At 72.7% G+C, this 6757-nt stretch carries 6 protein-coding genes; all 6 read right to left on the bottom strand.

Going from position 1 to position 6757, the window contains the following annotated elements:
- Positions 1-127: 127 nt before the first annotated feature.
- A complete protein-coding gene (gene fbaA / locus AOK11_RS17645) occupies positions 128-1159 on the bottom strand; it encodes a class II fructose-bisphosphate aldolase (RefSeq protein ID WP_055594675.1) in 1032 nt (343 codons plus the stop codon).
- Between the two features lie 277 nt (positions 1160-1436).
- Positions 1437-1985 carry an orotate phosphoribosyltransferase gene (gene pyrE, locus AOK11_RS17650; RefSeq protein ID WP_055594676.1) on the bottom strand — a complete coding sequence of 183 codons (549 nt, stop codon included), beginning with the start codon at positions 1983-1985 and terminating at the stop codon, positions 1437-1439.
- 80 nt (positions 1986-2065) lie between these two features.
- Positions 2066-2863: an aldose epimerase family protein gene (locus AOK11_RS17655; protein ID WP_055594677.1), complete on the bottom strand. Its 798-nt coding sequence runs from the start codon at positions 2861-2863 to the stop codon at positions 2066-2068.
- A gap of 90 nt (positions 2864-2953) precedes the next feature.
- Positions 2954-3865 carry an SRPBCC domain-containing protein gene (locus tag AOK11_RS17660; RefSeq protein WP_079034920.1) on the bottom strand — a complete coding sequence of 304 codons (912 nt, stop codon included), beginning with the start codon at positions 3863-3865 and terminating at the stop codon, positions 2954-2956.
- Between the two features lie 130 nt (positions 3866-3995).
- Positions 3996-5711, bottom strand: coding sequence for a polyamine aminopropyltransferase (locus AOK11_RS17665; protein ID WP_055594678.1), 1716 nt, complete (start codon positions 5709-5711; stop codon positions 3996-3998).
- A gap of 142 nt (positions 5712-5853) precedes the next feature.
- Positions 5854-6372 (bottom strand): DUF2617 family protein, encoded by a 519-nt coding sequence (locus AOK11_RS17670; RefSeq protein WP_055594679.1) that lies wholly within the window; start codon positions 6370-6372, stop codon positions 5854-5856.
- Positions 6373-6757: the final 385 nt, after the last annotated feature.

The raw sequence follows: 6757 nt of genomic DNA on the forward strand, positions 1-6757 counted from the left end.
GCCCGGCACTCCCCGCGCACGTGCCGCAACGGGTGCGGACGGACGTGACGGGCGGGGTACCGGGCTCGGCCACGCGCTCCTGACGTACTGCCGACGTCTACCGACGTCTACCGGCGTACTGCGGGAGTTACTTGATCCTCGTGCCCGTGGAACGCAGGTTCTGGCAGGCCTCCAGGACGCGGGCGGCCATCGACGCCTCGGCCAGCTTGCCCCAGGTGCGCGGGTCGTAGGTCTTCTTGGAGCCGACCTCACCGTCGACCTTCAGAACGCCGTCGTAGTTCTTGAACATGTGGTCGACGACCGGACGCGTGAAGGCGTACTGCGTGTCCGTGTCGATGTTCATCTTCACGACGCCGTTCTCCAGCGCGGTGAGGATCTCCTCCGGCGAGGAGCCCGAGCCGCCGTGGAAGACGAAGTCGAACGGCTGCGAGCCGGCCGGCTTGCCGTACTTGGCGGCGGTGCCCTCGTTCAGCTCCTTGAGCAGCTCCGGGCGCAGGACGACGTTGCCCGGCTTGTACACGCCGTGCACGTTGCCGAACGACGCGGCCAGCAGGTAGCGGCCCTTCTCGCCGAGGCCGAGCGCCTCCGCGGTGCGGATCGCGTCGTCGACCGTGGTGTAGAGGGAGTCGTTGATCTCGTGCGAGACACCGTCCTCCTCACCGCCGGTCGGGGTGATCTCGACCTCGAGGATGATCTTCGCGGCGCGGGCGCGCTCCAGAAGCTCCTGGGCGATGCTCAGGTTGTCGGCCAGGGTCTCCGCGGAGCCGTCCCACATGTGGGACTGGAACAGCGGGTTGCGGCCGCCCTTGACGCGCTCCTCCGAGATCGCGAGCAGCGGACGGACGTAGCCGTCGAGCTTGTCCTTCGGGCAGTGGTCCGTGTGCAGGGCGATGTTGACGTCGTACTTCTCGGCGACGATGTGCGCGAACTCGGCCAGGGCGACCGAACCGGTCACCATCTCCTTCTTGTGCTGACCGCCCAGGAACTCGGCGCCACCCGTGGAGATCTGCACGATGCCGTCGCTCTCCGCCTCGGCGAAGCCGCGCAGTGCCGCGTGCAGGGTCTGGGACGAGGTGACGTTGATGGCCGGGTAGGCGAACTTTCCTGCCTTCGCCCGGTCCAGCATCTCGTTGTAGACCTCGGGAGTTGCGATGGGCATCTGTCCGCTCCTTATGCATGCGCGTGCGGGTTGGCTTACTGCGTACTGTCGGCCCTGACCTGGAACCTTGGATGCGACGTCGTTGTCGGTGCCATCCTCCCAGACTTGCCCCGCCCGTCGACGGCGCTGGTCGAGTCGTTATGCGGGGGAGGCCGAGGGGGCCGGAGCACGGGTCCCGGGGGCCGGGACACCGGCCGGTGGAAAGGGTGCCGGCCGGTCGGCTCGGTGGGGCCGGCCGACCGGTGCGGTGGTCCGGCCGGTGCGGTGGTCCGGCCGGTCAGTCCAGACCGAGCTCGTCCTTGCCAAAGGCGAACAGGTACGGCACCCCGGCGCCCTCCTGGATCTTCTCGGCGGCGCCGGTCGCCCGGTCGACGATGGTCGCGACGGCCACGACCTCGCCGCCGGCCTCGCGCACGGCCTCGACGGCGGTGAGCGGGGAGCTGCCGGTGGTGGAGGTGTCCTCGACGACCAGGACCCGGCGGCCTCTGATGTCCGGACCCTCCACCTGCCGCTGCATGCCGTGCGCCTTGGCCGCCTTGCGGACCACGAACGCGTCCAGCCGCTGCCCGCGCGCCGCGGCGGCGTGCAGCATGGCGCCGGCCACCGGGTCCGCGCCCATGGTGAGGCCGCCGACCGCGTCGAAGTCCAGGTCGGCAGTGAGGTCCAGCAGCACCTGGCCGACCAGCGGGGCGGCCTCTCCGTCGAGGGTGACGCGGCGCAGATCGACGTAGTAGTCGGCCTCGAGCCCCGAGGAGAGGGTCACCTTGCCGTGCACCACGGCCTTGTCCTTGATCTGTTGCAGCAGCGCGCCACGTACGTCACTCATGGCAGCCAGGGTAGACGGCGCCGAGGGATGCCCCGCAGGACATGCCCCGGGCCTGCCGTCCGGAGGCGCCGCCAGGTCGTCTAGAGGCGCCGCCAGGTCCAGGTGGTCGTGGCCTCCAGCGGCTCCAGCGGGGTGACCAGACGCGGGTGGGTGTTCAGCCCGTTGGGCGGCCCGGTCTGCGGCTCCACGCAGACGGCCTCGGACTGCTCGTCGTAGACCACCACCCACTCCTCGCGGCTGGTCACCTTCAGCTCCAGCTGCCCCGGCCAGGTGAGGGTGACGTCGACCCCGTCGGGCATGCCGAAGCAGTCGTCCCAGGGGCCGGGACGGGGGTCGACCCGGTTGCCGGTGGGCAGGTGGTCGTCACCGCGCTCCTCCTGCCAGGCGGCGGTGAAGTCGAGGCGTACGTCCTGGGCGTCCGCGCCGCCGAGGCTGCGGTTGAACCAGGGGTGCCAGCCGAGCTGCGCCGGGAAGGACGAATCGTACGTCTCCACGGCCATGGCCAGCGTCAGCGCGTCCTCGCCGAGCGTGAACTGCTGCGTCACCCGCCCGGGGTACGGCCACGGCTCCACGAGGTCGTACGTGAGCACGGCCTCGTCGGCGCTCTTGCGGGCGGTGCGCCAGGCGGCGTCACGGGCGGTGCCGTGGATGGCGTGGGGCGGGGCGTTCAACGGCAGCTGGTGGAGGGTCGTCCCGTTCCGGAACCGGCCGTCCCTGGTCCGCCCGCACCAGGGGACCATCGGGAAGCACCCGAAACGGTCGCCCTGCCGCAGCAGTTCCACTCCCCCGACCCGCAGCCCTGAGACCCGCCCGCCGTTGCCCGGCCGTACGGTCACCTCCGCGTCGCCCGCGGTCAGCGTGATGTCTTCGTCACTCACGGGACGACCCTACTGTGGGGTGATCAAGGGTGCTCCCGCCGGTCGGGCCGGCCCCGCCGCCCGGACACGGCTCTTCAGCCGCGCCTGTCTTCAGCCGCGCCTGCGGAGGGCCCGCACCGCGACGATCGCCGAGGCCACCGCCAGGGCGGCCGCCGGGGCGGCCCAGCGCAGCGGGGTGGAGGCGGAGACGGTCTGGGGGGCGGGGACGGGCGCGTAGCGGCCCCGGGGCGGTGCGTGGTCCACCTCTTCGGCACTGCGGCCGATCATGGTGCGGCGCGCGTGCGCGGCCTCGGCGACGGCGCCCTCGTCGCCGTCGTCCTCCCCGTCCTCCTCGTCCACCGGCCCGGGCCCGGTCTCGTCCACGTCGTCCGGAAGCCCGGGTTCGAGGGACGGCAGGGGGACCTCCCCGTTGAGGTCGGAGGGAACCGAGGGGACCGAGGGCGGCTCCGGGGCGGAGGGCTCCTCCGAGGACGACGCCTCGTCGCCGGATGCCGCCTCGCCGGATGGCGCCTCGCCGGGTGCCGCCCTCTCGGGCGTCTCCTCCCCGGAGTCCTCCCCCGCTGTTGTCCCCGCCGTGGTACCCGCGGTCGTCCCCAGGTTCGCCGCGAAGCGGTTCAGCAGGCGGGCCACCGCCGAGGCCACCGCGTCCGGCGGCAGCTCCGTCACCCGGCCGTCGGCCGTCGCCGTGCCGTCGACGGCGAGCGTGGCACCGCCCTCCGCGGCCCGCGGGCTCAGCCGCAGCGCCAGTTTCACGGTGCCGGTGCCGCGGGCCTCGACGGCGTCGCCCTCGACGGCGTAGGAACCGTCGTCCCGCCGGGTCACCCGGACGGCGCCCCGGTAGGTGATGGAGTGGCTGCCGATGCGGACCTTCAGCCGGCCGGTGACCGGATCGGCTCCGGCGTCGTGCTGGAGCCCCGGCACCGCGCGGGCGACCCGTGCGGGATCGTCCAGCGCCTCCCTGAGCCGCTCCACCGGAACCGGAACGAACACCTCGTGCTCCATGACTGCGGAGCCTACCCACGGGAACGCCGGACTGTATCCCCGTCGGCACGAAAGGCGCAGCGGGCACGGCTCGGACACGCGTCCGTGTGGAGGCGGGTCAGCGGTGTGGAGGCGGGTCAGCGGTCGTGGCTCACCGCGCGTACCGGGGATGAATCAGCGTCGACGGCGGGAGGCCGGGGACGCGGGTGCGCTCGGCGGCCCGCGCGCCGACGGCGAGGGAGCTGTCGGTGAGGGTGCGCGGGCGGGGACCGGACGGGTCCAGGCGCAGCTCGGGGGCCGTGCGGGCGGCGAGGACGAAGCCCCGGTCGCGCAGGGCACGGGTGGTGTCCGCCGGAGTGCGGGCGGGCCCGGTGACGAGACCGGCCGGCCGGCCGCCCGTGCCGTACGGGGCCGTGCGGAAGCCGGCCGAGCGGAGCGTCGACTCCACCGTCCAGTACGCCTCGGGCCGGGACGTCACCGGCCCCGCGTGCACCGCGAGCCGCCCGCCGGGGGCGAGCACGCGTCGGACCAGACCGTAGAACTCCTGCGAGTACAGCTTGGTGCTCGCGGTGATCTCCGGGTACGGCAGGTCGGACACCACCACGTCGTACGCGGCCGGGGGCGCCCCGCGCAGCCAGTCGAAGGCGTCCTCGGTGGTGACGCGTACGCGCGGGTCGTCGAGGGCATGGCCGTTCAACGCGGACAGGGCGGGGTCGTGGCGGGCCAGCCGCACCACGTCCGCGTCGAGTTCGACGACGTCGACCCGCCGCACCCCGGTGTGGCGCAGCACTTCGCGGACGGTCAGCCCGTCGCCGCCGCCGAGGACGAGCACGCGCTCGTGCGGGCCGGTCATGGCGGGGTGCACCAGGGCCTCGTGGTACCGGAGTTCGTCCCGGCTGCTGACCCGGAGCCGGCCGTCGAGGAACAGGCCGAGGGACCGGCCGTCCCGGTCGCCGGTGAGCACCACCTCCTGTACGTCGGTCCGCAGGGCCACCCGGACGTCCGAGCCGTACATGGCGTGGCGGGCGGCCCGCTCGAAGTCGTCGACGAGGACGGTGGCCGAGGCGAGGAGGGTCAGCACGCAGAGGTTGGCCACGATCAGCAGCCGACGGGCGCGGCGGGTGAGGTCCTCCCGGAACAGGCCGAGCACCAGTGCGCCGCCGACCACCGTGTTGACCGCCCCGGTGATCAGCGTGCCCGTCAGCTGGCCGAGGAACGGCAGGAGGAGGAACGGGAAGGCGAGCCCGCCGACGAGAGCGCCGACGTAGTCCGCGGCGAACAGGTCGGCCACCGCGCCGCCCGCGTCCTGGCGGCGGATCCGCTGGATCAGCTCCATCAGGAGCGGCACCTCGGCCCCGATCAGCAGACCGACGGCGAGCGAGAAGACGACCAGCAGGACGGGCGGCCCGTGCGCCCACGGGCCGCCCCAGTCCCCGGTCCAGGCGAAGACGGCGTACAGGGCCATCGCGCTGCATCCGCCGACGAGGGCGAGGGCGGCCTCGACGGCGCCGAAACCGGCCGCCGCGTGCCGCCGCAACCGCTTGGCGGCCAGCGAGCCGATCCCCATGGCGAAGACCATGACGGACAGCACGACCGACGCCTGGGTGACCGAGTCGCCCATCAAGTACGCCGCGAGCGCCACGAGTTCGAGTTCGTACACCAGTCCGCAGGCCGCACACACGAACACACCCGCGAGCACCAGGAACCGCCCGGTGCCCTGCCGCACGGGCAGCCGCAGCGAACTGCCCGAGCCGTCCCCTCCGCCGCCGCCACTGCCGCTGCCGCCGCCACTGCCGCTGTCGCTGTCGCGCAGCCTGTCACTGGGCTGCGCGGAGCGGGGCGGAGCGGGGGCCTGCGGTTCGATCACCCTGCGACGTTACGTTACGCCTCCACTGCGGATCGTCACCCACACGTGTGATGTTTGTTTACCGTTGACCGGTGTTGGTACAACCGGAGACTCGCGCGCGGGTCTCCGACGGGACACCACTCGCGCGGCACTCATACGGCACTCACACGGCCGCCTTCACCCGTACGCCCACCCGTGTCCGGGTCGCCACCACCTGACCGTCCTGCGGATAGGCGTGCCAGGTCCGCCAGTGGACCTGGCTCCCCTGGCGCTGGGCGAGCATCGCGGTGAACGCGTGCGGGCTCCCGGGGAACACGCCGGCGAGACCGTGCGGATGGTCGGAGACCAGGGCGAGCAGTTCCTGGGCGCGGCCCGCGAAGGAGCCCGGGGAGAGCATCTCCACCCGGGCGGCGAACTCGTACTCCCAGTCGCCCACCCGGGTGGCGACACCCAGCGGGAGGGGTGTTCTGGAGCTCTGGATGCACGCCACGGTCTCCGAACAGACGCCCTGTTCCTCCTCCAGCAGCACCTGGTGGGACGCGCCGAGGAGCCTCAACTGGACTTTGGCCCCCGTCAGCTCGAGGTCGAGCGTGGCCAGCGCGGGCAACGGCTCGCACCCCAGGGCCCAGGCGAGGTCGGCCGCACGCGTGTCGGTGTAGGAGGTGGTCAGGGTCGTGAGCATGGAACGGCTCCGCAAGCACACAGGGAGAAGGGGCGGGGAGAGGGGGATGCGGGCGCCGTCACGCCCCGGTCGTCCGGGGGTTCGGCCCGCCAGCCCGTCGACCAGTCGGATGAGGTCCGCAGGAAGTCCGAGGGCTGTGCTGGTAATGAGAGGAAACCACGAACTATGGCCCCACCACAGCGTTTTTACCCAACTTCGTGCGGTTTCCATCCCCTCGGGGGCCCTTCGGATCACCTGTTCAAGGGAGCGAGCCTGGCGCACACCTGGCGCGCACCCAAAGCACAGCGGCTCTCGTCCGGCACCCATCCGGCACTCGCACGGTACTCATCCGACGGGAAACGCGGCAGGGGGCCCGCCAGGCGCGGGCCCCCTGCCTCCCGGAGCG

Source organism: Streptomyces hirsutus, assembly GCF_001418415.1.
Lineage (GTDB): Bacteria > Actinomycetota > Actinomycetes > Streptomycetales > Streptomycetaceae > Streptomyces > Streptomyces hirsutus.